We start from the raw sequence: 24,450 nt of genomic DNA, 5'->3' as shown, positions 1-24,450 counted from the left end.
GCCAGCCCGCACCAAGACCGGTTAGGCTGGTGCGTTTTCCGGTTCTGCAACTTTCACCTTGATAACCTGTGTGCACACCGCCGGGATCACCAGCAAGGTCAGTACGGTTGAGGCCAGCAGCCCTGAGATAATCGCCCAGGCCATGGGTGGCCAGAGTGTGGAGCTGGAGAACGCCAGCGGCAACAAGCCGGCCACGGTAGTTGCCGTGGTCAGCAGGATCGGCCGGGTTCTTTGTACAACAGCTTTACGCATGGCTTCGTGGATGCTTTCGCCGCTTTCCAGCTCTCTGTCCATTACATCGAGCAGCACGATGGCGTTGTTCACCACAATGCCTACCAATGCGATCACGCCCAACAGCGACTGAAACCCGAAGGGCGAGCCCGAGAGCACCAGGCCGGGGAATATGCCAACAGTAGCCAAGGGTACGGTCAGCAGAATAATGCCCACACGCCGGAATGAGTTGAACTGCAGCAACAGGAAAAAGAGCAGCAAGAGTATGCCGATTGGCGCGGCTGTTAACAGAGCACCGTTAGCGTCGCCGGAGCCTTCCGCATCGCCGCCCATTTCCAGGCGAGTACCTTCAGGTAAAAGGTTGTCGCCCAGCGCAAGTTGCAGGCCGTCCAGCGCCTGGCTGAAGCTGTAACCTGTCAGCAAGTTCGCTGTCACAGTATTTAGCCGGGTACCGTTACGCAAATAGCGCGCTGCTGGTTCCCAGGTGGTTTCTACACTGGCAACGGCGGAGAGCGGTACCGCTTGTCCGCGATCATTATAGATATTTACCGAAAGCAGACGCTCCAGTGGCAGCGAGGTGCCTTCCTGCGATCGTAGCACCAGCGGAATTGGGTCTTTTTCCTGCCGGTAACGCTCGGCGACAACACCGAAGCTCTGGCCATAAAGGCTCTGCGCCACATCGGCCCGGGTAAGCCCGTACCTTGCAGCTATGGCATCGTCTACGTTTATCGCAATGCTTGGCACACCAATATCCAAATCATGCCGGACATCCACGGTGCCCTCCACCTGGCGCAACGCACTGAACAGCTGCTCGACCGCGTGGGTGCGGGCTTGATCATCGGCGTGATACACGCGCACCTCGACCGGGGCAATGCTTGGCGGCCCCTGCCCCAGAACACCCACACTTACGTTCAGCTCGGGCATCTGTTCATTCACATGGGCTCGAACCCAGCGAATCATCTCAGTGGTGTCATCCAGCGTCGGCGTCGTTATTACTAGCCGGCCTCTATTTGGCGCCTGTGGTGCACGCTGGAGGTTGTAATAAAATGATGGGCCGGTATAGCCAACAAACCGATGAACCGTCAATGCATTCGCTCGAGTGCGTATGGCCTCCTCCAGGTTGGCAGCAACTTCAGAGGTGCGCGACTGATCTGTGCCTTCTGGCATAAACAGTTCAACAATCACTTGCGGCCGGTCGGCATTGGGGAAGAACTGCTGCGCCATAAACGTTGTCATGGCCAGGCTAATCACAACCAGCAAAGCGCCAGCCGCAATCAGCCGCTTCGGGTGCCGGTAAACCAGGCTACCAAGGAAACGCGCCAGGCCGAGCAGCCGGTCGGCCTCCGCATTGCGTCGGGGTTTTAGAAACCGTGCCGCCAGCAGGGGAACCACTGAAATCGCCAACAAATAACTAACGGAAAGCGTGAGCATGATCATCACCGGCACGCCCCGGGTGAAGTCGGCCGCACCGCCTTTAGCAAGCAGCATAGGCGCAAAAGCTGCCAACGTGGTGCCAGTGGAGGCTCCGAGTGGCCCCGCAAGCTCGCTGACGGCTTTGCGCAGGGCGTCCAGGCGGCGCATGCCTTCGTCCAAATGGCCCTGAATGTTTTCGACCACCACTATGGCGTTGTCGATCAGGATACCCAGAGAGATAACCATGCCGATCACCGCAATCTGGTGCAGAACGCCACCGCCAAGGTCGTAGAGCCCCACACTGATCAACGCCACCATTGGCAATATGGAAGCCACAAGCAAGCCCATTCGGATGCCCATGCCGGTGAACACCACAGCTACAATAATCAGCACAGAGAGCACCAGGCTCCAGGCCAGGTTATCCAGGCGATCCGAGACCTTATCCGGCTGAAAGAACATCTCGCGAATTTCGTAGGGTTTAAAATCAGATCGTATCTCGGCTACCCGCTCTCGCACCCGTTCACCAAAGCGAATCGCGTCGGTGGTGCCCTCTTCCATAACCAACGAGAGCAGTACGACCCGCTCACCGTCAAACCAGGTTTCTGGCTGGCGCGGTTCGACGGGGCCGCGCCACACATCCGCAGCCGCCGCCAGCGGCACTTGGGAGCCATCGGGAAGCTCAATAGGGGTGGCGCGAATGGCATCAATATCTGCAAATTCGGTGTTGGGAAGTACTGATAAGCGACGACCGTCTACAACCACAAAACCGCCAGGGGTGGTCTGGTTGCGTTGGGCCAGGGTGTCGAGAATTCGCGCCGGTGAAATACCCAGTCGGTACAGTGCGGCATCGTCCAGCGCCAGGGTAATTTGTTCGTCGGCATCGCCTTCCAGCTCAATGCGGGAAACACCGGCAAGGTCTGAAAGGTTCTGTTTCAGCCGTTCCGCCACATCCGAAAGCTCACTCACCGAAGGCGCACCGCCAATGGCCAGCACAATGGCAGGATTGTCGATCAGCCGGTCATCCAGAATCATTTGGCCAACGTCGTCCGGAAAATCTTGCCTTGCACGCTCCATCGCCTGTCGGATTCGATCCCAGGCAGGGTCGGTATCGTATATGTCATCATTGAGGCGCAGCCTTACAAGCGCCACGCCAGTGCGCGCTGTACTTTGGGAGAAGTCCACCTCTTCAACCTGGCGCAGCTCATCGGTCAGCGGTCTTAGCACCAACCGCTCTACGGCATCGGCGCTAGCACCAGGATAGCTCACCGAAACCAGACCAGCCTGTACGGAAATGAGGGGTCTTCCTGGCGCGGCATAGTGCTGTAAGCCGCAATACCCAGCAGGCAAAGCATGGTAACCACCATGCCCAATAAACGCTGGAAGTTGAGCAGCCGGCGCGTCATTAGCGCACCTCCACGGCGTCACCGTCAGCGAGGCGGGTTATGCCCGCATAGACCACTTGATCACCTGGCTCCAGCTCGCCCGTGCGCACTACAACTCGTTCACCCACCACTCGCTCAACCTGTATCGGCACTCGCCGGGCTACACCTTCTCGCACCCGGAAAACCGTCATGCCATCGGCGCTGCGGATCACCGACAAAAGCGGCACGGTGATGGCCGATTCCCGCTTCGGCGTAATGCCGACTTCAACTGGCTCACCCGCATCCAGGGTGTTAATCGGCAAGCTGACCAGAACCGAGTGCAGCTCACCCCGAATGGCACCGGCCTGGGCAATTTCAACGACAGAACCGACAACAGGAGCCTCACTACGATTCTGCACAGACCACACCGGCAGCTCCTGGTCCAACGACACATGCCCCAGCAAATAAGCCGGCACCCGAACTTCCACTTCTTTGCCCTCTGGGGAGGACATGCGCACAACTGGCTGGCCAGCTGCTACAAACTCATCCTTTTCTACCAGCAGTGCTTCAACACGCCCGGCAAACGGCGCTCGCAACGTGCTTTCCTGCAGCAACTGAGTGGCCTCGGCCAGCGAGGCCTGAGCTGTCGCTACGCTGGCTCTCAGGGAATCCCGGCGGGCTGCAATCTGCTCCAGATTTTGCTCAGAAACGACACCACGCTCGTGCAGTCGGCTCGAACGCTCCCACTCGCGTTTGGCTTGATCGTAACGGGTGTTCAGCTCGTCCAGCTTGGCTTTAGCCGAATCCCGCGCTGGCTCAAGTGCCGGGTTGTACGCCCGCGCAAGCACATCACCGGCAGCAACCGTTTGGCCCAGCTCCACCGCACGCTCTTTCAGGGTGCCGTTGATCTGAAACGTGAGTGTTGCCCTTTGAGTTGAACGCACAATACCGGAAAAGCGCAGGGTTATTTCCTGAGCCTCGCCGCCGGTCACCTCGGAAACCCGCACCGACACCACATGCTCGCCAGATGTTTCAGGCGTATCGTTTGCTTTGCAGCCAGATAGAATAAACCCGAACACAGCGGAAATAATAAGGGCGACTGGGATACGGAGTGATGTCATAGGGTGTCCTTTCATCCTTGCTCATGTTGGTGTTGATACCGCGTCCTGCGGAAATCCGGTTTGTTGATTGCGACATAATGTCATTCTTTGACATTATGTCAATAATCAGCTTTCATCCCTCAAACCAATAATGCGCTTGCGTCATTTCTACCGGGCTAGGTAGTCTGCGAAAAACCTGATGAGAGAACCGAATGAACGAACCGCTGAAAACACGCCGCGAACGGGAGAAACAGGCCCGTTATGACGCCATTCTGGACGCCGCAGAGCGGGCCTTCTCAGAGAAGGGCTACGAGCGCACATCAATGGATGACATTGCACGCACAGCCAGCCTGAGCCGGGCATTGCTGTATGTGTATTTCAAAGATAAAGCCGCCATTCAGCGGGACATTATGCTGAGGGCCGGGCACAGTCTGTCTGATCGTTTCAGGAACGCCAGGCAAACTGCCAGTACCGGGTTGGCACAGATACGTGCGATGGGGGAATCCTATTACCGTTTCTATCTGGATGAGCCGGACTATTTCTCGGCACTCACAAAAGCCTCAACCGCCATGGCGGAGGCCGACGAAACCCAAGCTAAGGAAATGCTTTGCTCGAAGTCAGAACTGATGGAGCTGATGACAGAAGCCATCGAATTGGGGCTTGAAGACGGCACCATGAGCCGTGAGCGCATCCAGAACCCGGAGCAGACCGCGCTTTATCTGCGAGGGGCCCTGCATGGCACCATTTTGCTGTGTCAGTCGGAAGCAAGTGAGAGCGGCGATAGCTTTCCCGCCGAGAGCCTTATACGGCACACCATGGACATGCTTAGCTGTTCAATCGCCGCTTCCTGAGTAGCCCCTTGAAAAAGTGGCTACATCTGGAAATCGTAGATAGAACCCAACCCCAAAATACCGGTCAACTCATCCAAGGCTTTGCGCACTTCCTCCAGCAACATTGGGTCAGCCAGATCCTCGCGGGCAAGTTCGTTGCGGTAATGGGCTTCAACCCAGCTGGTCAGGCGCTCGTATAGCGCATCGGTAAGAATCACGCCGCGATGCATGGCCTTCAGCTCGTCGTCATTCAGAACCACACGCAAACGCAGGCAGGCAGGACCGCCGCCATTACGCATGGATTGCTTCACATCAAACACCTCTACCGCCGTAATTGGCCCGCCATCGGCCAGCATTTTATCCAGATACTTGCTGACAGACTCCACCTCTCTGCACTCCCCCGGAACCGCCAGCAGCATGCCATCGGGGGTATTCAACAATTGGCTGTTGAACAGGTACGAAGCTACGGCATCTTCAAGGGGTACCTCCGTACTGCTTACACGAACAGCCTCAAGTTCCGCTTTGGTCAGGCGTGCACGAATATCTGACAGCGTCTGCTCTTCGTTCAAAAATGCCATGTCGTGGTAGAACAAGGTATTACCGTTGCCCACGGCAATAACGTCGTTATGGAATACGCCGGCATCAATCGCCGCCGGATTTTGTTGGGCGAACACTAGATTTTCGTCTTTCAGGCCGTGCAGGCGCGCGATGGCCTGTGAGGCCTCAAGGGTCTGCCGGGCCGGATATTTCTGTGGCGCTGGCGCTTGCTCGTTAAATGCAGCCTGCCCATACACAAACAACTCCACCCCCGGCTCACCGTAACCGCCACAAAGCCGGGTGTGATTGGCTGCGCCTTCATCGCCAAAATGGCTAACCGAAGGCAGCGCCGGGTGATGGGCGAAATATCCGTCGTCTGCGAAGATAGACTTAAGCATGCGCCCGGTTACCGTATGCTCAATGGAGCGGTGGAACTTGGCGCTCAAATTGGCAGGCGTGAAGTGCACCCTGTGATCGGCGGTATCGGCACTGGGCGAAACAGTAGCTGCGTTGGCTGTCCACATGGAAGACGCTGACGATACCGCAGCGAAAATAGACGGGCTGGATTTGGCCGCCCGCGCCAGGATTTGTGCCTCCGCACCGCTGAACCCAAGCGTTTTCAAGGATGGAATGTGAGGGCGCTCATGGGGCGGCAAAACACCCTGAACGTACCCACGATCTGCCAGGCGCTTCATTTTCGCCAGTCCCTGAAGCGCAGCCTCGCGGGGGTTGGACACCGCATTCACATTGGATTTCGAAGCCACATTACCCCAGGACAGGCCCGCATAATTGTGGGTGGGGCCAACCAGGCCATCAAAATTTGCTTCTACCGCATGTTTTGCCATGACTTGGAATTCCGTCCGTCCGGATTCAGGGAGTAAGGCTCAGAAACTGCTATTCAGGAATCAAAATTCAAACCAGGTGCCAGGCTTTCCGGCACCTCGCTTTTACCCGCTTCAAGAGAGGCCATGGGCCAAGCGCAGTAATCTGCCGCATAGTAAGCGCTGGCGCGATGGTTACCACTGGCCCCCACGCCGCCAAAGGGCGCTGCACTGCTGGCCCCGGTTAACGGGCGGTTCCAGTTCACAATGCCGGCCCTTGCCTCCTCCAGCAATCGCTCGTATAGCTTCTTGTCGTCTGAAAGCAAGCCTGCAGAAAGCCCGTAGCGGGTATTGTTGGCGAGCGCCAAAGCATCGTCAAAACCTTTGTAACGATAGACCGTTAACAGCGGCCCGAAAAACTCTTCATCAGGCAACTCTAACCCGGTTACATCCACAATGCCTGGGGAAAGAAGACCGGTGTTTGGCCTGAGCTGTTTCATCTCTAATAGCGATATTGCACCCTTTTCCAGCATGCTAGCCTGAGCAGCCAAAAGCTTTTCTGCCGCTTGTGCAGAAATTACCGACCCCATAAACGGCTGAGGCTTGGCATCAAACTCGCCCACCTGAATACGTGCAGACACAGCCACAAGGCGATCCAGAAACTCATCGCCCTTCGTGCCCTTTGGAACCAGCAGTCTTCGGGCGCAAGTGCAGCGCTGGCCAGCTGACAGAAACGCTGACTGCAGAGCGTGATGTACCGCGCCATCAATATCCGCAACATCCTGAACAATCAGCGCGTTGTTACCGCCCATTTCCAGAGCAAGAATTTTCTCCGGCTGGCCGCCAAGTTGCTCATGCAGCTTATGACCCACCGTTGAACTGCCAGTAAAGAACAGGCCGTCAATCGCCGGGTGGCCCGCAAGCGACTTACCCGTATCAGCAGCGCCCTGAACCAGATTGATCACACCATCGGGCAGGCCGGCCTTTTCCCATAATTTAACCGTAAGCTCCGCCACGCCGGGGGTCAATTCACTGGGTTTGAATACAACCGTATTGCCTGCAAGCAGCGCCGGCACAATATGGCCGTTTGGGAGGTGGCCAGGGAAGTTATAGGGGCCAAACACGGCAACAACTCCGTGGGGCCTGTGACGCAGCACAGCGTGGCCGCCCGCCACATCCGATTCAGAGTGGCCGGTGCGATCGTTATAGGCTTTCACAGAAATACCTATCTTACCGGCCATGGCTGCCACTTCCGTGCGCGACTCCCACAGAGGCTTGCCGGTTTCCAGGCCAATCTGGTGGGCCAGTTCTTCCTTGTTAGCTCCCAACAACTCACCAAACGCTTCAACAACAGCCAGGCGTTCAGCAAAGCTCTTGCGCCGCCATTTCACGAAAGCATCCCGGGCTCCACGCACGGCCGCATCCACATCCGCGAGGCTGGCTCCGGAACCTTCCCAGACAGTTTCGCCGGTAACGGGCTGAACCGACTCAAAAGCAGTTCCATGGCCTTGCAGCCAAAGCCCGCCGATAAACAGTTCGCCTGTCAGATTTGCCATATCACTACCACTCCCGTTACTGAAACTTTAAGGCTTTCAGCCTACTGTTTTTGCTGCTGCCTTTACTTTTTCCTTCAGCGGCGCCAGCCGCACTGGGTCGCCAGACTCAATCTGCAAGGCTTCTGCCACGGCCGGCGGCAGGCTAACAGTGTCTATGCCAACGCAACTGGCCGGCACCGTTGTGACCCGGAAGTTGCGGAATGAACGATTGGAGACCATCACCCGCTCTGCAGCCGGAACATCAAGATTAACCGCTTTTCGGGTCACCGTGGCATAGCGATTAACACTGTCGCGAACCGTACGTATCGTGTTCACAAATGCTTCAACCACCGGCCCGCCGTCAAAGATATCCACCATGCCATTGAAGTTGAACCCTTCAGCCTGCAGCATCTTGAGCGCCGGAGCCGTATTACCATGAACACGGCCAATAACCGCACGCGCCGAATCCGGCAACATGGGCAAGTAAATAGGATACTTGGGCATCAGCTCCGCAATAAACGCTTTGTTGCCAAGCCCGGACAGCATATCGGCTTCTATAAACTCCATATCAAAAAACTTGCTACCCAGCGCATCCCAAAGCGGGCTCAAGCCTTGCTCGTCAGACACACCGCGCATTTCCGCAAACACCTTCTCGGAAAAGTGCTTGCGAAACTCGTCCAGAAACATGAAGCGACTGCGAGAAAGAAGCAACCCGTTGCCACCGCCGTGGTAGTTGCTGGAAAGCAACAGCGAGCAGATCTCACTGGTGTCTGTCATGTCGTTTGAAAGGTGCAGCGTGGGAGTACGCACGTGCACACCCAGCTCTTTCGAGGCGTTTACGGTGACGCTTAGCCGATAGTTGTAGAACACCTCATCCAAACCAACCCGGGCCTGAATGCCACTGATACCTACGGCTTTTCCGGCTTCTGTATCTTCCAGGGCGAACAGGTACAAGCCAGCTTCCGGAGCGCAGCGTTGGTTGAAGGTTTCCTGAGCCAGATTGATTTTGCGCTGCAACAGGTCTCTGTTGGCAGGCAACGTGGTTAGCCCCTTGCCAGCTTTTTGAGCCATGGCGTAAAGATCGTCAAGATCCGTTTGCTGGAGCGGGCGGATCACTAACATGGTGCCACCCTCACTTCACCACCGGCGGTTTTGCCAAGCAGGTTCCAGATCTCTACGGGTACCTTAAGCGTCCCCTCAAGGTGTCGGCCACATTAGCCAGTGTGCAGCGGAACCTCGCACCCTCACCCGCAGAAATCAGGCAGGCATCGCCGCCATCTTCGCTGGCGCCATGAAGCCTTTTGGGTTGACTGGTTACCAGCGTGTGCAAGGCATCGGTGCGGGCCTCCAAAACCGGCCCTCCATCGAAAATATCCAAATAACAACCCGCCTGAAACCCTTCCCGCTGCAGTAGCTCAAGGTTCGGCACAGTTAGCTCATGGGGCTGACCAAGCGCGGCCTGGGCAGCCTCGGAAAGCAAAGTGACATACACCGGGTTGGGCGGCATTAGCTCCGCAATAAAGGTTTTACTAAGTCTGCCGGAATACTGATCGGCGGTCTCAAAATCCATATTGAAAAAATGACGCCCCAGGCTGTCCCAGAAAGGCACACTGCCATCGGCAAGCTGAACTCCCTGAATTTCCACCGCAACCCTCTGGGCAAACCATTCGCGATGACTGGCAATAAACAGTATTCGGGCTCGGGATAGCAGCTCAAACGCTTCGGTGTTTCGCAGCTCGGGCGTAATGGAAAACGAGCAAAGTAGTGTGTGATCTGTCAGCCCATGGCTGGGGTAAAGAACATCAACCCGGCTGGAGATTCCAAGCTCGTGGGAGGCATGAATAAGCGCATCGCGGCGATAGTTATAAAACGGCTGACCGTTACCCGCCCGGGCATCGATACCCGCTGTACCATGTATCTTGCCCGTGGCGGTATCTTCCAGAACAAACAGAAATCTTGGCGGTTGGCCACCGGCCGTTGTTTTGCCAGCCAGGGAGGCAAGTGAGTGGTCTATTTTTTTCGCAAGCGCTTCGCACTGCCTGGGCAGCGTGGACGAGAGGCGGGCGGTCTCTGAACCGGCCGTGCCCGCAATCTCAAGTATCTGGTTTACATCACCCGGCAAGGCCGGACGTACCAGCCACATAAAAGCTCCTACGCCGTCAGTTTTTTAACAGCCGCTTCAAAGCGCTCTAGCGCTTCATCAATGTCGGTCTCGGGAATGATCAGCGAGGGCGCCAAGCGAATCACATTGGCGCCTGCGATCAGCACCATCACGCCCTCATCCAGGCCTGCGTTCAGGAAATCCTTGGCTTTGCCCTGCCATTTCTCGGTCAGCACGCAACCCAGCAAAAGACCTGCGCCGCGAACCTCACTGAATATGTCATAGCGCTCCCCGATATCCATCATGCCTTTGCGCAGGTAGTCGGAACGGGCTTTAACGCCCTTGAGGATCTCAGGCTGGCTGACGGTATCGATTACCTTCTGCGCAACGGCGCACGCCAGCGCGTTACCGCCATAGGTGCTGCCATGGGTGCCAACTCCAAGGCTGGCCGCAATGTTTGCGGTGGTCAGCATGGCGGCAACCGGGAAGCCACCGCCCAGGCCTTTGGCACTGGTGAGAATGTCTGGCACTACCCCGTACATCTGGTACGCATAAAGATGGCCAGTACGGCCCACGCCAGACTGCACCTCATCAAAAATCAGCAGTGCATCGTGATCGTCGCAGAGCTGGCGCAAACCTTTCAGAAACTCGAGGTCACCGGGTATAACACCGCTTTCGCCCTGAATCGGTTCAACCACCACCGCACAGGTTTTTTTCTTCGAGATCAATTTTCTGACGGATTCCAGATCATTGAAGTCGGCGTGGTGAATGCCGCCCGGCGCCGGTTCAAATCCTTCTAGGTATTTGGGCTGGCCGCCAACACTCACAGTAAACAGTGTGCGGCCATGGAAGGCGCCCTTAAAGGAAATGATCTCGTGTTTTTCCGGCCCGGAGTGTTCCCACGCATACCGGCGTGCCAGTTTGAAAGCCGCTTCGTTGGCCTCGCCTCCGGAGTTGGCAAAAAACACCCGTTCCGCAAAAGTAAGATCGCACAAGGTTTTCGCCAAGCGCAAAGCCGGCTCGTTGGTCATCACGTTGGAAAGGTGCCAGATTTTCTCTGACTGTTCCTGCAGAGCCCCAACCAGTCCGGGGTGTGAATGCCCCAGGCAATTCACGGCAATGCCGCCCTGAAGATCTATAAACTCGCGCCCCTCTTGATCCCAGATTCGGGAACCCTCGCCTCGCACCGGGATAATCGAACCGGGAGCGTAATTGGGCACCATGACATCATCAAAAAGCTCGCGGCTGACAGGTTCTTTGTTCATAGATCTCTCTCAGGAAAACAGTTAGGCCTACAAAACAGTAAAATTGCCTGCGCGGGCAAGTAAGTAGGTGTGCGGATCAATAGCTTATGATACGCCACTCAGGGCATAAGCACATCCGGCTCGCCAACCGCCGGCAGCTCGATTATTGAATGCGCGGTTTCCGTGCGCCCCATCAACGCCTTCACCAGCAGCTTGTAGGAGTCCAGATCAAAGGTAACCGACTGGCCTCGCAGGGAAAGCTCGTGCAGCTCGTTTTCATCATGCAACGTGGCAACGTGCATCCAGTTGTAGACAACCAGAATGTCAGGCTGATTCCGCCCCTCGCGCCGCTCCACAATCGCCACCGGCCCGGGCCAGGGCCAGGTTCGCAAGCGTAGCTCGTGAAACGCAATCTGCACCCGAAGGTTATAGCGTGCGACATTCTCTGTGCCCTCACAGGCGCCTTTGCAGCGACCCAGCGCACGCTGAAAGCAGGGGCCTTCGTGTTCCGGCTCCAGACCCAGCAACCGATTGCATAACTCATTTTTCGCCGCAATACCGCTGAGCGCCCGTTCCGCATCGCGCTTGCTGCGAAACAATCCGAAGTAATAACCCAGCCGATGCGGCTCTACCTCCCGAACTAACCGCGCCTGCAAATAACCGGAATCGTTCAGAGCCAATTCAATGCTCACCAGATTTTTAGCCGCCCGGGACCGACGGTTGAAAAGCGGGCTCAACGTTTTGATCTGCTGAAGTTCCAGCAACAAGGCCCCGAGCTCTCCGGCGGTTTCTGTGCATTCCACGCGCCGCAGGCTTTCCGAAATTCTAAGACCGCGGCTGGTGTTGTGATCCCCGGAAAAATGCGACGCCACCCGCTGGGCGATGTTTGTGCTCTTGCCAACGTACAAAAGCACGTCGCTTTCGCCGTAAAACCGGTACACGCCCGGTGCGCGCGGAAGATTATTCAGCGTATCCAGAGGAAGGTGTGAGGGAATGCTGGGGCGCTGCATCAGCGCAGCAATAGCCTCGCCTGTTTGCTCATGACCCTTCTGGGCAAGAGCATGAGTAAAGAACGCGAGCATGGCAGACACATCCCCCATGGCCCGATGCCGCTGCACCTGCTCAAGCCCGTGGCGCTCAATCAACGCATCCATATTGTGGCGGCGAAACTCGGGGTACAGTCGCCGGGAAAGCTTCACGGTGCAAAGCACCGGGGCTGAAAACAGCCGCCCCAGACGGCGGAACTCAGATTTAATAAAACCGTAATCAAAGCGGGCATTGTGAGCAACGAACACCGTATCTCGCAGTTTTTCTTCCAGGGTATTTGCCACGTCCTCAAACGCAGGCGCATCGGAAACCATGGCATTGGAAATTCCCGTCAGTTGCTCGATGAACGGGGATATTCGCGTGCCGGGGTTCAGCAACGTTTGCCACTCATCTACCGTTTCACCCGCGCGCCAGAACCGGATGCCAATCTCGGTAATGCGGTCGTGGGACACACTCCCACCGGTAGTCTCAATATCAAGAAACGCAAATGTGGTTAGCTTCAAATCACTATTTTTAGATGTCATTAATCAATGTTAATACCTAAAAGGAAGTGCAGATACCTGTATAGAAACAAAAAGCTCTCCTAGACCTTTGTCTAAACAATGTGAAAATTTATTTGAATTGTCACGAAATGGTAACTATCTTGGTCGTGGGTCCTACAAAAATAATTGTCTAATGTGTGGAGATTACAACAATGCAAAGCAACAAACTGAGAATGGCCATTCGTGTGGCGGCTGCTGTGACCGTTTTTGGAATGGCTGGTCAGGCAAGTGCGATGAAAATCCTGGGCGACACGGACCATATGGATGATCTGAAGGGCTACGAGATTGATGTTTACGGTTATGCCCGCCTTAACGCAAGCTACGACATTAACGAGGACATTTCGACGTCAACCCGTGCCGGCGACTTCAGTAAGGTGAACACCGGTGCAGCCGAAAACAATGAGGCGACGGGCTTCTTTGGCGCTGACGCCTTCCAGAGCCGCCTTGGCGTGCAAGCAACGACGCCACAAGGTGTCAAAATAGTCGTTGAAGGCGATTTTCGTGGTAATGGTGGGGGTACACTGCGTATTCGCCATGCCTATGGCGAATACAAGGGGGTTATGGCTGGCCGCAACTGGTCAAACTACCTCAGTTTTGTTGGCTACGTCCCAACGCTCGAATTTGACGGCATGCCGGGCAACGCAGGCAGCCAGTTCCGGACATCTCAGCTGCGTTACACCAGCGGCCCGTTTTCCGTTTCCCTCGAACAACCCTTTAATTTCGCAGGTCTTATCACGCCTGCTGGCTCAAACATAGAGCAAAAAACAAGTCTGCCCATTGTAACCGCACGCTTGCAGGACAGCGCTGGCGCCGTCTCTTACTCGACTGCCGCATTCGTGCGCCAGATTGATTACGATACTGGCACACAGGACGACAGCGCGATCGGTTACGGCGCATTTGGCGCGCTTACCGTGGCAGTCACGGACACAGTCTCACTGCATGGCGTTATCAACTACGTAACCGGTGGCGACATCTACTTATACCGTTCCGGTGAAAATTATGCGGTAGAGGACGCTTATGTGGACAGCTCGGGCAACCTTGAACTGATCAGCGGGTACAGTGCGTCGCTCGGCGCGTCCTTTGACCTTGGCGGCGGCCGTTCAATAAACACCGGCGTTGGCATGGTAGACGTAGACTGGGACGACGCGCTGCGTGACCTCCCCGCCTCAGCTAACATTGGTAGCAAACAAGAGACCAACACCAGTGCTATAATTAACTACCAGTGGACTCCTGCGAAAGCTGTGACCATGGGCGTTCAATACGGCTACTACATGGTTGATGACGTTAACGGTGACGATGGCGACGCAAGTCGACTGATGTTTGCCGCCCAGTACAGCTTCTGAACCAGTCAGAAGTTTAAAAACCGAAACCCTGGCATTTGCCAGGGTTTTTTTTGGAAAACGATGAACGATATTCAGTTGGAGATACAAAGCTCACGGATAAACCATGGAGAAGGACACGGACCAGCTGTTGCGGAACAGCCGTATAGGCGGGAAAGAGTGTAGACGTACACACCGTTGGAGGGTCGCCAAGCGTTTGATGGCATCTGATTGTTTCATCTCAACCTCTTGATTGGCGATAACTACATCTTTTCATGCAGTTAATGTCCACATAATAAATCAAGTAATAAATCAAGATGGTCTGACTTGACGCTTTAACGTGTTTTTCGTGTCCACTTACAGGAAATTTCTGACGTACATCAAAAGGCCGCCCCACAACCTGCAGGATGCAGAGCGGCTAGTCACCGAACATCAGAGAAGAAGCGAGCGAATGTCCCCAAGCAACTGACTCAGCGCGGCCGTAAACCGCGCTGCGTCCGCCCCGTTTACCGCACGATGATCGTAAGACAACGACAGTGGCAGCATCAGCCTTGGCTGAAACGCACTGCCATCCCACACCGGCTTCATGGCGGCCTTGGAAACACCCAAAATCGCGACTTCCGGAGCATTCACAATGGGCGTGAACGCCGTGCCTCCGATACCGCCGAGGCTTGTAATGGTGAAACAGGCACCCTGCATCTCTGCAGGCTTCAGTTTCTTGTCCCGGGCTTTCTGGGCAAGCTCCGCACTTTCTGCTGCCAGCTCCCAAAGACCCTTCTTGTCGACATCGCGAATCACCGGAACCATCAATCCGTTCGGCGTGTCCACAGCAATACCAATGTGAATGTAGTGCTTGCGAATTACCTCTTTGCGTTCCATGTCCAGAGACACATTGAACTGCGACAACTCTGCCAACGCCGTTGCACAGGCTTTCAGGATGAAAGGTAGCGGCGTCATCTTCGCGCCTTTTTTCTCACCGGCGGCTTTCAGCGATTTGCGAAATGCCTCCATATCGGTGATGTCCGCATCCTCAAACTGGGTCACGTGGGGCACGTTTAGCCAGTTGCGCTGCATGTTAGCTGCGGTGACTGCCATCATCCGCGACATCGCTTCTTTCTCAATGTCACCAAACTGGCTGAAGTCCGGCAGCTTAACGCCAGGAATACCAGACCCGGTCGCAACGGTGCTGCCCTGCTGGGTCTGTTGCAGCTGATTTTTCACATACGCTTGCACATCGTCTTTAAGAATCCGGCTTTTGGGACCAGACCCTTTGATGCGGGTCATGTCTGCGCCCAGCTCCCGGGCAAGTTTGCGCACCGCGGGGCCAGCATGAATCTTGGCTCCCGGCGCAGGCGGCTCGTAAGTTGAACCCTGCGGCTGCGCCTCAGGTTCTTTTGGCTGAGCCTTGTCATCCGGCTCAGGCTTTGCTTCTTGCTCGGAATCGGCAGAAGCTGCGCCCTGCTCTTCGCCCTGTTCTTCGTCTTCTTCTGCGCCTTCTTCGGCAACGGTCAACTCCAAAAGCTTATCGCCTTCAGACAACTTGTCGCCTTCGGCCACCAGAATCTTGACGACTTTGCCGCCGTAAGGCGACGGGATTTCCATAGAGGCCTTGTCGGACTCAACGGTTACCAAGGCATCGTCAGCCTCAACGGTATCGCCTTCTGACACGTTGATCTCGATAACCGGCACGTTTTCCATGCCATCCAGCGGCGGAACCAAAACGATTTCCTTGCGAGAGCCACCAGATTTTTTCGCAGGCGCAGGTTTGCTCTCGACCGGTTCATCCTGGCTTTTGGCGCTGGATTTGGCCTGCGGCTTTTCCTCGGCTTTCGGTTCCGGCTCATCACCTGAGCCTTCATCGGAGCTTTCATCAGAGCCGCCCGCGTCGCTGTCAGATCCCTCTCCAGCGTCCATCACACCAACGACGTCGCCTTCTTTCACCTTGTCGCCCACCTTTACGGTGAGCTTAATGATTTTGCCGGCGCCAGGGGATGGCAGTTCTACGGAGGCTTTGTCGGTCTCAATGGTCAGAATCGGATCTTCTGCTTCAACCGAATCGCCAGCGCTGACCAGAAGCTCGATAACCTCAACTTCGTCTGCCCCGCCGAGATCGGGAACCTTGATTTCCTGTTCACTCATAACGGCCTCCTTAGCTTTGCGCCGGGTTCGGTTTGTTGCGATCGATTCCGTACTTGCGCATGGCGTCGAGAACCTGCTCTTCCTTGATCTCGCCGTCTTTGGCCAGAGCAGACAGGGCGGTTACGGTTACGTGATAACGATCCACCTCAAAGAAACTGCGCAACTTCTCCCGCGTATCACTGCGGCCGAAGCCGTCTGTTCCCAGGGTAAGGAACGTTTTCGGGATAAATCCACGCAACTGATCGGAGTGCAGCTTGATATAGTCCGTAGCGGACACAACCGGGCCGGTTTGGGCTTCCAGACACTTGGTAACGTAAGCGGTACGGCCTTTGTCGTCCGGATGCAGCAGGTTCCAGCGCTCAACGTGTTGCCCATCACGGGCCAGTTCGTTATAGCTGGTCACGCTCCACACATCCGACGCTACGCCCCAGTCATCTTTCAGCATTTGAGCCGCTGCGCGAACCTCGTTCATGATGGCGCCGGCGCTCAGCAACTGCACGCGCAACTTTTTCTTGGCGCCTTTTACTTCTACCGACTCGAACTTGTACATGCCTTTGATGATGCCGTCTTCACATCCCTTGGGCATAGCGGGGTGTTCGTAGTTCTCGTTTTCCATGGTGATGTAATAGAAAACGTTTTTGTTCTCTTCAAACATTTCCTTCATGCCATGGTGAATGATCACCGCCATTTCATAACCGTAAGACGGGTCATAAGCTCTGCAGTTCGGGATGGTGTTCGCCAGAATGTGGCTGTGGCCATCCTGGTGCTGCAAACCCTCACCGTTGAGAGTAGTCCTGCCCGCGGTACCGCCAATCAGGAAGCCCCGCGCCTGCATGTCGCCGGAAGCCCAGGCCAGATCGCCAACGCGCTGAAAACCAAACATGGAATAGAACGCATAGAACGGAATCAGCGGAAAATTGTTGGTGCTGTAGGAGGTTGCGGCGGCCATCCACGCGGCCATTGCGCCGCCCTCGTTAATACCTTCCTGCAGAATCTGGCCTTTTTTGTCCTCACGGTAATACATAATCTGATCACGATCCTGAGGCACGTATTTCTGGCCTTCGGCGGTATAAATGCCGAGTTGCCGGAACATGCCTTCCATACCAAACGTGCGGGCCTCATCCGGAACGATCGGCACGACACGCTTGCCAATACGCTTGTCTTTGACCAACGCATTCAGCAGGCGAACAAATACCATGGTCAGGGAGATTTCCCGGCCGTTTGAGCCGTCCAGAACCTGCTTGAAAACATCCAGCTCGGGAATTTTCAGGGGCTGACTGTCCTTACGGCGCCGGGGATAGAAACCTCCTAACTCCTGGCGACGCTTCTTCATGTATACCAACTCGGGGCTATCGGGCGCCGGGCGGTAGTAGGGTGCACTTTCGAGCTCTTCGTCTTTTAGCGGGATCGCAAACCGGTCACGGAACGCCTTGAGAGTATCCATATCCAGTTTTTTCAGAGAGTGCGCCGTATTCTGGGATTCACCCGCCGCGCCAAAGCCATAGCCTTTGATGGTGTGAGCAAGAATCACCGTTGGCTTGCCATTGGTCTCGGTTGCGGCCTTTTGATAGGCCGCGTAAACCTTATAAGGATCGTGACCACCGCGATTCAGCTTGTTGATGTCGTCATCTGACCAGCCTTCAACCAGCTTGGCCATCTGGGGGTACTTGCCGAAGAAATGCTTGCGGGTATGCGCGGGACCATTGTGGGTAAAGTTCTGCAAATCACCGTCGCAGATTTCATCCATGGCCCGCTGCATAACGCCGTTCTCATCCTGATCGAACAGAGTGTCCCACACCCGGCCCCAAACCACTTTGATAACGTTCCAGCCGGCACCACGGAATGCTCCCTCCAGTTCCTGGATAATCTTGCCGTTACCGCGCACCGGTCCGTCCAGGCGCTGCAGGTTACAGTTCACCACGAACACCAGGTTATCGAGATTTTCCCGACCGGCTTTAGAAATACACCCAAGGGTTTCGGGCTCGTCGGTTTCACCATCACCCACAAAGCACCAAACCTTGCGATCGCCCATTTCAATGAGCTCGCGGCCATCCAGGTACTTCATTACGTGGGCCTGATAAATGGCCTGAATGGGCCCAAGCCCCATGGATACAGTAGGGAACTGCCAATAATCCGGCATCAGCCATGGGTGCGGGTAGGACGACAGGCCATCGCCATCCACTTCCTCACGGTATTTATCAAGCTGCTCTTCGGTAAACCGCCCTTCCAAAAAGGAGCGCGCATAGTTACCCGGTGAGGCATGGCCCTGGAAATAGACCAGATCTGACTCACGCTTGTCATCGCCACCGTGGAAAAAGTAGTTGAAGCCCACATCGTAAAGAGTGGCAGCTGATGAGAACGTGGAAATGTGACCGCCCAGATCGCCGGGGCGCTTGCTGGCCCGCACCACCATTGCCATGGCGTTCCAACGAATCAGCGAGCGAATCCGGCGCTCCATAAACAGGTCACCCGGCATTCGGGCTTCTTGCGTGGCCGGAATAGTGTTCCGGAACGGAGTGGTAATAGAGTAAGGCAGCTCGGTGCCATCCCGGCTGGCTCGCTCAGAAAGGCGCTCCAGAATGTATTTAACCCGGTCTATACCTTCGTTCTCCATGAGCGACTCAAGTGCATCAAGCCATTCGCTCGTTTCAATGGGATCATCATCCTGGTACATCAAACCTCCCCCTTTCGCATCAAAGTAGTGCCGTAGGTGCCACGTTCAGCATCCTCCAAGCATAGAACAGCTTTTATAGTTTTACTGCCCAACCCCGCCTAATGGCCGTTTTTTAGCCAAAAACTGACTGGACTGTCAAATCAAGGTGCAGATTTCGTAGTATTTTTACTACGCACTTCCCGAAAAATCAGATAAAACCCGAAGACATCTCGAAAAATCTAAAAATAATTACGATTACTTACGTAATAATGCCTTTTTTAAGCGCATCAAACAACTAGGCTCAGACCATTGTCGTAGTCGCTGTATCACCTGACTTTTCATTACCGTGCTAAATGATATGGACACCCCCTATTTCTACCACATATTATAATTTAATAAGTTATTTCAATCAGTTGAAAAACATCCAAAAAGCGATTTTTATTTTTCTTCCAACTTTTTAATTAGACCTGAAACTAAACAGCAATTTATGTATACTCGCCTGCCCATTTTTTGACCATCGGAGCGGCGCCCGTTTTGCCCTCCGGTCATTTCATACCTTTAACCACAGAGGGCGAACCATGAATTCAATCGTCACTTTTCCTAATCGGATTCCCACCACAGAGTTCGAGGAACGACGTTTCAAGGTTTATACAGACCGCCAGCTAGACAAGATTGAGATTATTCAGAGCCTTCCCGAAGACACTCTGTTCGAAATGAAAGTAGTAGCAAGCGTGCTGCCGTTTCGGGTGAATGAGTATGTGATCAACGAACTGATCAACTGGGACAAAGTGCCCAACGACCCCATCTATCAGTTGGTCTTCCCGCAAAAAGGCATGCTCAAAGACGAACACTTTGATCGCATGGCCAAGATGCACCGGGATGGCGCCGAGAAAAAAGAGATTCAGGCCGTCGCAAAAGAGATCCGCGATGAACTAAACCCTCACCCGGCCGGCCAGATGGAAATGAACATGCCGGAACTGGAGGGCGAAGTGCTCGACGGCGTGCAGCACAAGTACCGCGAGACAGTGCTGTTCTTCCCGGCCCAAGGCCAGACCTGCCACTCTTATTGCACCTTCTGCTTCCGCTGGGCGCAGTTTGTAGGCGACAAAGACCTGAAAATGTCGAGCACCGAGGCAGACAAGCTGCACGGGTACCTGCAGGAACACACCGAAGTAACCGACTTACTGGTTACCGGTGGCGACCCCATGGTAATGAAAACCAAGAGCTTGGCTCAGTACCTTGAGCCTCTGCTACAGCCGGAGCTCGACCATATCCAGACTATCCGCATCGGCACCAAGGCCCTCACCTTCTGGCCATACCGTTTCGTGACGGATAAAGATGCCGACGAGCTGATCGACTTGTTCGCCAAACTTGTAGATGCAGGCAAGCACGTTGCGATCATGGCTCACTATAACCATTGGCAGGAAATCACCACCGACATTGCCGAAGAAGCGATCCGCCGCATCCGCGCGACCGGTGCTGAGATTCGCGCGCAAGGCCCGTTGATTAAGCACGTTAACGACGATGCCGACGCATGGGCCAAACTGTGGAAAAAAGAAGTACAGCTCGGCATCATCCCGTACTACATGTTTGTAGAGCGCGACACAGGCGCCAAGAACTACTTTGAAGTACCGCTAGCGGAAGCCTTTAACATTTACCGCGAAGCCATGAAAAAAGTCAGCGGCCTGGCCCGCACCGCCCGCGGCCCCAGCATGAGTGCCGGCCCAGGCAAAGTGGAAATTCAGGGGATTGCGCAAGTGCACGGCGAAAAGGTCTTTGTGCTGCGTTTTTTGCAGGGCCGCAATCCGGACTGGGTGCAGCGCCCATTCTTTGCCAAATACAGCGAAACAGCCACCTGGCTGCATGAGCTGGAGCCTGCCTTTGGGGAAGAGAAGTTTTTCTTTGAGGATGAGTTTGAAGAAATGAAAAGAGGTAATGGGTAAACCCTAAACACCTTGCCACTAAAAAGCCGGGCATTATGCCCGGCTTTTTAGTGGCGCTTGCCCTTCTCAGGCTACTGATCAATGCATCAGCGTGTATAACTTGCGCCGATAAGTCCGCACATCCGGGTTGTTATTCCCCAGCTTCTCAAATAGCTCAACCAACGTGGTTTTCGCTACCTCTTCTTTGTATTTACTGTTGACCCGCATAAGCCGAATCAGTAACTCCATCGCTTCTGCATTTTTTTCCTGCAGCACGTTATGAAGTGCCAGCTGGTGTAAGGCGTTAGGGTCTTTCGGATCCTGCTCCAGTGCCATTTCAAGATCTTTCGCAGGCGGGAGCTCTGCAGACTGTTTCAAGAACTTTATTCGAGCCGCCAGCTGCTTTGCCTGGTGCTGCAGTTTTTCCTCTGGCGGCAAGCTTTCGAGCACCTGTTCAGCGGTTTCTATATCGCCACTTTCAGCTTTTAGCTGGGCAAGGTCGATCAGCACCTTCAGGTTCTCCGGATCTTTTTGGTTCATCTCGGAAAGAATTTCCAGTGCGCCATCAATATCGCCTTCGTCCCAGATGCGGTGCGCTTTTTCGTAAGGATCTTCCTCGGGCAGTTCCACGTGCTTGTCCAACACCTTACGGATCTCACTTTCAGGCAATGCTGAGCTAAACCCATCAACGGCCTGACCATCCTTCACCAGAATAATGGTTGGCAGGCTACGCACACCCAAGCTGGATGTAAGCTGCTCTTGCTCATCTGCGTTCACCTTGGCAAGGCGGAACGCCCCCTGGTACTCGTTAACCAGTTTTTCCAGTACGGGCATAAGCTGCTTGCAGGGCGCGCACCATTCGGCCCAAACATCCACCAGCACGGGCGTGGACGAAGATGCGTCCATCACCTCCTGCTGGAAGTTTTCCATGGTGGCTTCAAATATATGGGGAGAGCTGCTCATGTCGGGCACCTGAAATGTTCATTATTGATTAAGGCGTAGATGGGCGCCCGACACAAGATTTCAAGAGCGCAGAAACAGGGCATTAATACGGCCTATGCTTGAAAATATGACTTTAGGCTCTAGTTAGTAGCAAGACACTCCTCTGATCAGGAAGCAGATACGGTATGAATCACGATAACCACTCGCTGGAAGAATTCGAGGAAGACCTGACTGAATACATTGGTGAGAACCAGAAAAGCAAGGATCTTGCCCTGCCGCAGCAATCTCTCCCCAAACAGATGTACGTGCTGCCGGTATCAAATCGGCCGTTTTTCCCCGCGCAGGTACAGCCTGTTATGGTCAACCAGAACCATTGGCACGAGACACTCAAGCGCGTGGGCGAGACCGATCACAAGCTGCTGGGCATTTGCTTTGTTGATGATCTTCAATCAGACCAGAGTGTTCCACAGAGCGATGAATTGGCCGAGGTTGGATGCGCGGTGCGCGTTCATCACGCTCAAAACAAGGACGGCAATGTTCAGTTTATTGCCCAGGGCCTGCAACGCTTTCGGATTGTGCGATGGCTACGCCGTAAGCCGCCCTACCTGGTAGAGGTGGAATACCCGCAGGAACCCGAAGAAGATGCGGATGAAACCAAGGCCTACACACTGGCTATCATCAGCGCTATCAAGGAGCTACTGCGCACCAATCCGCTGTATGGCGAGGAGGTAAAGCAATACCTGTCGCGCTTCGGCCCGGAAGACAGCTCCCCACTGACCGATTTTGGCGCATCCATGACCAGCGCCCGTGGCCAAGAACTTCAGGATATTTTGAACACGGTGCCTTTGCTCCGGCGCATGGAAAAAGTACTTCTGTTAATGCGCAAAGAGCTGGAGGTAGCCCGCCTGCAGTCTGAAATCAGTGAAGAAGTAAACGAGAAAGTACAGAAACACCAACGCGATTTTTTCCTGAAAGAGCAGCTGAAGGTTATCCAGCGCGAGCTGGGCATGTCGAAAGACGACAAAACGGCAGACGCCGAGCGCTTCGACGCCCGCATGGCAGAGCTGAGCCCACCCGAAGCCGTGCAGGAGCGCTTTAACGACGAATTACAAAAGTTGCAGATCCTGGAGCAGGGCTCGCCGGAATACGGTGTTACCCGCAACTATCTGGATTGGTTGACCCAGGTGCCCTGGGGTCAGCATTCTGAAGATCAGTTTGATCTGGCAGAAGGCCGCCGCATTCTGGATCGGGATCACGACGGTCTTGATGATGTAAAAGACCGGATTATTGAGTTCCTTGCCGAGGGCACCTTCAAAGGTGAAGTCAGCGGCTCAATTTTGCTTCTCGTTGGCCCGCCGGGCGTTGGCAAAACCTCCATTGGCCACTCGGTTGCGGATGCACTTGGGCGCGAGTTTTATCGATTTAGCGTTGGCGGCATGCGCGATGAGGCAGAAATCAAAGGCCATAGGCGCACGTATATCGGCGCTATGCCAGGCAAGTTCGTGCAAGCACTGAAAGACACCAAAGTAGCCAACCCGGTGATCATGCTGGATGAAATCGACAAAATCGGTACCTCCTACCAGGGCGACCCGGCCTCAGCCCTTCTGGAGACTCTGGACCCGGAGCAGAACAAGGATTTTCTGGATCACTACCTGGATGTCCGTATGGACTATCCAAGGTGCTGTTCATCTGCACGGCAAACCAGCTCGACACCATTCCCCGGCCACTGCTGGACAGGATGGATGTCATCCGCCTGTCTGGCTATATAGGCGAAGAAAAGCTGGCTATTGCCAAGCATCATTTGCTGCCGCGGCTGCTGAAACGGGCCGGGCTACTTAAAAAGCAATTCAACATCACCGATGCCGCAATCCGCCAGATAATCGAAGGCCATGCCCGCGAAGCGGGTGTTCGGAATCTGGAGAAGCTCCTGCACAAGGTTATGCGCAAGGGCATTGTAAAACTGCTGAAATCCCCGAATGAGCCCGTGAAGGTGGGCGTGTCCGATTTGCAGGAATATCTTGGCCAGCCAGCGTTCCGGAAAGAGAAATCTCTGAAGGGTATTGGCGTGGTAACCGGCCTGGCCTGGACAGCCATGGGCGGGGCAACCCTGAGCATTGAAGCCTCAAGGATCCACAGTAACCAGCATAGTTTCAAACTGACCGGCCAACTTGGGGATGTCATGAAGGAGTCGGCAGAAATAGCATACAGCTACGTTTGCTCAAACCTGAAACGGTTCAAGGGCGACCCCGGGTTTTTTGATAAATCTTTCGTACACCTTCATGTGCCGGAGGGCGCAACCCCAAAAGACGGCCCCAGTGCCGGCGTCACCATGGCAACTGCCCTGCTTTCGATTGCTCGCAAGGAGTCCCCTCAGCCGAACACGGCGATGACCGGCGAGCTAACACTCACCGGCCAGGTGCTACCCGTTGGTGGCATTCGCGAGAAAGTCATCGCGGCACGCAGGCAGAAAATCAGCAATTTGATTCTGCCAGACGCAAACCGCGGAGATTATGAGGAGCTGCCGGACTATCTTCGGGAAGGCCTAACTGTAAACTTCGCCAAGCATTACAACGATGTGTTTCAGGTGTGCTTTGGCAACAAACCCCGAACAGACTCGTCTGTGCACTAAACCGGTGAAAGGAGAAGGCCTAGGCTTTTTCCTTCCATCCATCGTCTTTCAGCATAGGGCCAACATCCAATACGGGTGAGGCAT

13 protein-coding genes and 2 pseudogenes are annotated in these 24,450 nt (G+C 54.9%); 4 read left to right on the top strand and 11 right to left on the bottom strand.

Annotated features, from left to right (window positions below; translation table 11 throughout):
* Positions 1-21 precede the first annotated feature (21 nt).
* Both BCA33_RS02645 and BCA33_RS02640 read right to left on the bottom strand, forming a co-directional pair.
* Positions 22-3,047 (bottom strand): annotated as a pseudogene (locus BCA33_RS02645) (efflux RND transporter permease subunit).
* Entirely contained in the window at positions 3,047-4,126 is a 1,080-nt protein-coding gene (locus BCA33_RS02640; protein ID WP_071263295.1) for an efflux RND transporter periplasmic adaptor subunit, read from the bottom strand. Before BCA33_RS02640 ends, BCA33_RS02645 begins: the two are co-directional and overlap by 1 nt.
* A gap of 191 nt (positions 4,127-4,317) precedes the next feature.
* On the opposite strand from BCA33_RS02640, the gene BCA33_RS02635 reads away from it, so the two are divergent.
* Positions 4,318-4,956, top strand: coding sequence for a TetR/AcrR family transcriptional regulator (locus BCA33_RS02635; protein WP_071263293.1), 639 nt, complete (start codon positions 4,318-4,320; stop codon positions 4,954-4,956).
* Between the two features lie 20 nt (positions 4,957-4,976).
* Here the strand turns inward: BCA33_RS02635 and astB are convergent, their stop codons facing one another.
* The 6 genes from astB to BCA33_RS02605 form a co-directional block, all read right to left on the bottom strand.
* The gene (gene astB / locus BCA33_RS02630; RefSeq protein WP_071263291.1) at positions 4,977-6,317 is read right to left on the bottom strand and encodes an N-succinylarginine dihydrolase; all 1,341 of its coding nucleotides are present in this window, start codon (positions 6,315-6,317) and stop codon (positions 4,977-4,979) included.
* Positions 6,318-6,370: 53 nt separating this feature from the next.
* Positions 6,371-7,849: a succinylglutamate-semialdehyde dehydrogenase gene (gene astD / locus BCA33_RS02625; RefSeq protein ID WP_071263289.1), complete on the bottom strand. Its 1,479-nt coding sequence runs from the start codon at positions 7,847-7,849 to the stop codon at positions 6,371-6,373.
* Positions 7,850-7,885: 36 nt separating this feature from the next.
* Positions 7,886-8,950, bottom strand: coding sequence for an arginine N-succinyltransferase (astA, locus tag BCA33_RS02620; RefSeq protein WP_071263288.1), 1,065 nt, complete (start codon positions 8,948-8,950; stop codon positions 7,886-7,888).
* 52 nt (positions 8,951-9,002) lie between these two features.
* Positions 9,003-9,971 carry an arginine N-succinyltransferase gene (locus BCA33_RS02615; protein ID WP_139172861.1) on the bottom strand — a complete coding sequence of 323 codons (969 nt, stop codon included), beginning with the start codon at positions 9,969-9,971 and terminating at the stop codon, positions 9,003-9,005.
* 8 nt (positions 9,972-9,979) lie between these two features.
* Positions 9,980-11,194, bottom strand: coding sequence for an aspartate aminotransferase family protein (locus tag BCA33_RS02610; RefSeq protein ID WP_071263286.1), 1,215 nt, complete (start codon positions 11,192-11,194; stop codon positions 9,980-9,982).
* Between the two features lie 98 nt (positions 11,195-11,292).
* Positions 11,293-12,744, bottom strand: coding sequence for an exonuclease domain-containing protein (locus BCA33_RS02605; protein WP_071263285.1), 1,452 nt, complete (start codon positions 12,742-12,744; stop codon positions 11,293-11,295).
* Positions 12,745-12,914: 170 nt separating this feature from the next.
* On the opposite strand from BCA33_RS02605, the gene BCA33_RS02600 reads away from it, so the two are divergent.
* Entirely contained in the window at positions 12,915-14,105 is a 1,191-nt protein-coding gene (locus BCA33_RS02600) for a DcaP family trimeric outer membrane transporter (protein WP_071263283.1), read from the top strand.
* 408 nt (positions 14,106-14,513) lie between these two features.
* On the opposite strand, the gene aceF is transcribed toward BCA33_RS02600, so the two are convergent.
* Together aceF and aceE are read right to left on the bottom strand one after the other, a co-directional pair.
* Entirely contained in the window at positions 14,514-16,220 is a 1,707-nt protein-coding gene (gene aceF, locus BCA33_RS02595; RefSeq protein WP_071263281.1) for a dihydrolipoyllysine-residue acetyltransferase, read from the bottom strand.
* A 10-nt stretch (positions 16,221-16,230) separates the two neighbouring features.
* Complete coding sequence (aceE, locus tag BCA33_RS02590) at positions 16,231-18,894, bottom strand: pyruvate dehydrogenase (acetyl-transferring), homodimeric type (RefSeq protein ID WP_071263279.1); 2,664 nt, start codon at positions 18,892-18,894, stop codon at positions 16,231-16,233.
* Between the two features lie 557 nt (positions 18,895-19,451).
* Between aceE and BCA33_RS02585 the strand changes: the two genes are divergently transcribed.
* Positions 19,452-20,816, top strand: coding sequence for a KamA family radical SAM protein (locus BCA33_RS02585; RefSeq protein ID WP_071263278.1), 1,365 nt, complete (start codon positions 19,452-19,454; stop codon positions 20,814-20,816).
* Positions 20,817-20,894: 78 nt separating this feature from the next.
* Here BCA33_RS02585 and BCA33_RS02580 read toward each other — a convergent pair whose 3' ends face one another.
* Entirely contained in the window at positions 20,895-21,758 is an 864-nt protein-coding gene (locus BCA33_RS02580) for a co-chaperone YbbN (RefSeq protein WP_071263277.1), read from the bottom strand.
* Between the two features lie 164 nt (positions 21,759-21,922).
* On the opposite strand from BCA33_RS02580, the pseudogene lon reads away from it, so the two are divergent.
* Positions 21,923-24,366: pseudogene (gene lon / locus BCA33_RS02575) on the top strand (endopeptidase La).
* The last annotated feature ends 84 nt before the right edge of the window (positions 24,367-24,450 follow it).

Origin of the sequence: Marinobacter sp. AC-23 (assembly GCF_001858325.1) — a bacterium.
GTDB lineage: Bacteria > Pseudomonadota > Gammaproteobacteria > Pseudomonadales > Oleiphilaceae > Marinobacter.
This window is presented reverse-complemented; position numbering and strand designations above follow the sequence as displayed.